A 2,020-nucleotide genomic window follows, 5' to 3' on the forward strand; every position below is an offset into this window, starting at 1 on the left:
GCGAGGATCCGTGCAGCAGACCGTCACCGGCGTTGGCGAGGTGAAGCCGCTGGAAACCGTGAAGCTCAGGCCTGCGGACAGCTGGCATTGGCTGCAATCGTTCGACGCGCCGCTTAACAAGCGCGTTGCTGCAGGCGAGACGCTGGTGACCTACGCCAACGGCGAGAAGTGGGCGGCTCCGTACGACCTCGTGGTCACCTCGCGCGAGCTTCCGGAGAAAAACAAAGGCGCCGTGACGAAGGACGACCACTACATCGAGGTGCAGCGCATCGACACGGTGTCGGTCACCATGGAGGTTTCCGAGAAGGATCTGGGGCTTTTGTCCGAAGGGCAAAGCGTGAAGGTGAAGCTGGGATCCGATAACGGCCGCGAGTGCGACGGAACCATCTCCAACATCAACGAGGTGGGTACGTACGGCGCGACGGGCTCCAAGTTCACGGTCACGGTCAAAGTGCCCAACGACGGCAGCATCAAGCTGGGGATGTCGGCCAACCTGTCCATCACCGTTGCGGAAGCCTCCGACGTGCTCACGGTGCCGGTGAGCGCCGTGATCGGCGCGGGCGACGACAAGTTCGTCCAGGTGTACGATCTCGCATCCGGCGAGCAGCGTGCGGAGCCGGTGACCACGGGCATATCCAACGGCACCATGGTCGAGGTGTCGGGCGAGGGTCTGAAGGAAGGCGATCTCGTGGTTCTCAACGAGGCAGAGCCTGCGGGCGGCGGCTTCTCGGAAGGCGATGCCGAAGAGGGGCCTATAACCGTGACTCCGGTGTTAGAGTAGGCGGTCGGCGATGATCCTCTTGGAGAGCGTTTCCAAAACCTACGAGATGGGCGAAGGGGTCGTTCGCGCCCTCGATCATGTGGATCTTCAAGTCGACCAAGGCGATTTCCTCGCTATCGTGGGGCCGTCCGGATCTGGCAAGTCGACGCTGATGAACATCCTCGGGCTGCTCGACGTGCCCGACGAGGGTCGCTACCTGCTCGACGGCATGGATGTCGGGGCTTTGTCCGACAATCGGCTAGCCTCCATCCGCAACGAAAAGATAGGGTTCGTGTTCCAAAGCTTTAATCTGTTGGGCAAGCTCACGGCGCTCGAGAACGTGAAGCTGCCGCTGAGCTATGCCGGGGTACGCCTGAAAGAAGCCGACGCCCGTGCCCGCAAGCAGCTCGCGCTCGTGGGTCTCGAAGGGCGCGAGCACCACCTGCCGAACCAGCTGTCCGGAGGCCAGCAGCAGCGCGTGGCCATCGCCCGTGCGTTGGTGTGCGAGCCGGAGATCATCCTGGCCGACGAGCCCACCGGCGCGCTCGATTCGCGCACCGGCGTGGAGATCATGGAGCTGTTCAAGAGCCTGCACGCCGAGGGCCAGACGGTTATCCTCATCACGCACAACCAGGAGCTCGCCGACGAGGCGCAGCGTGTCGTGCGTATTGCTGACGGCTTGATACAGGAAATGGAAAGGGGTTCGCATGCGGTATAGTCAATTGGCGCGAACTGCCGTTCAGGCTGTGTTCGGCAACGGGTTGCGCTCGGCTCTGACCATGCTGGGTCTCGTCATCGGCATTTCGTCGGTCATCATCCTCGTGGGCATCGGCGACGGGACGAACCGGCAGGTGAGCGAAAAGATGAAAGCTCTCGGCGGAGACGCGCTGTCGGCTTACCTGTTCGACGGCGACATGGGCTACAACGACCTTTCGGGCATGAACGACCTCGGTGCCGTGGATGGCGTGGCGCCCTCGAAGTCCCTGATGAAGAAGCTTTCGGTGGGCACGACGGTTGCTAACAAGGCGTTCGTGGAGGCCACCGACGAGCACTACCTGCACGTGCGCAACCTCAAATTGCAAGAAGGCCGCAACTTGAGCGCTGTCGACCGGGAGAATCGTAGCAAGGTCATCGTGCTGGGCTCCGATGTGGCGAAGACGCTGCTTGGCTCGGCCGACGGCGCGGTCGGCCGCACCGTCAAGCTCGACGGCGATGAGTTCACCGTGGTCGGCGTGCTGCAGAACCAGGGCCAGTCGATGG

3 protein-coding genes are annotated in these 2,020 nt (G+C 62.7%); all 3 read left to right on the forward strand.

Features of this window, described 5'->3' with window-relative positions:
- The coding region (locus ACMO6A_RS01925) for an efflux RND transporter periplasmic adaptor subunit (protein WP_418470701.1) at nucleotides 1–781 on the forward strand (781 nt) is incomplete at its 5' end.
- A 10-nt stretch (nucleotides 782–791) separates the two neighbouring features.
- On the forward strand, nucleotides 792–1,478 hold the full coding sequence (locus tag ACMO6A_RS01930; RefSeq protein WP_009607838.1) for an ABC transporter ATP-binding protein: 687 nt from the start codon (nucleotides 792–794) through the stop codon (nucleotides 1,476–1,478).
- On the forward strand, nucleotides 1,468–2,020 hold a 553-nt coding region (locus ACMO6A_RS01935; RefSeq protein ID WP_418470702.1), incomplete at its 3' end, for an ABC transporter permease. The genes ACMO6A_RS01930 and ACMO6A_RS01935, both read left to right, overlap by 11 nt.

It is taken from the genome of Eggerthella sp. (genome assembly GCF_048329335.1).
Lineage (GTDB): Bacteria > Actinomycetota > Coriobacteriia > Coriobacteriales > Eggerthellaceae > Eggerthella > Eggerthella lenta.

Coding starts and splice junctions, on each gene's coding strand:
- ACMO6A_RS01930 (WP_009607838.1), top strand. CDS start 792: ATGATCCTCTTGGAGAGCGTTTCCAAAACCTACGAGATGGGCGAAGGG.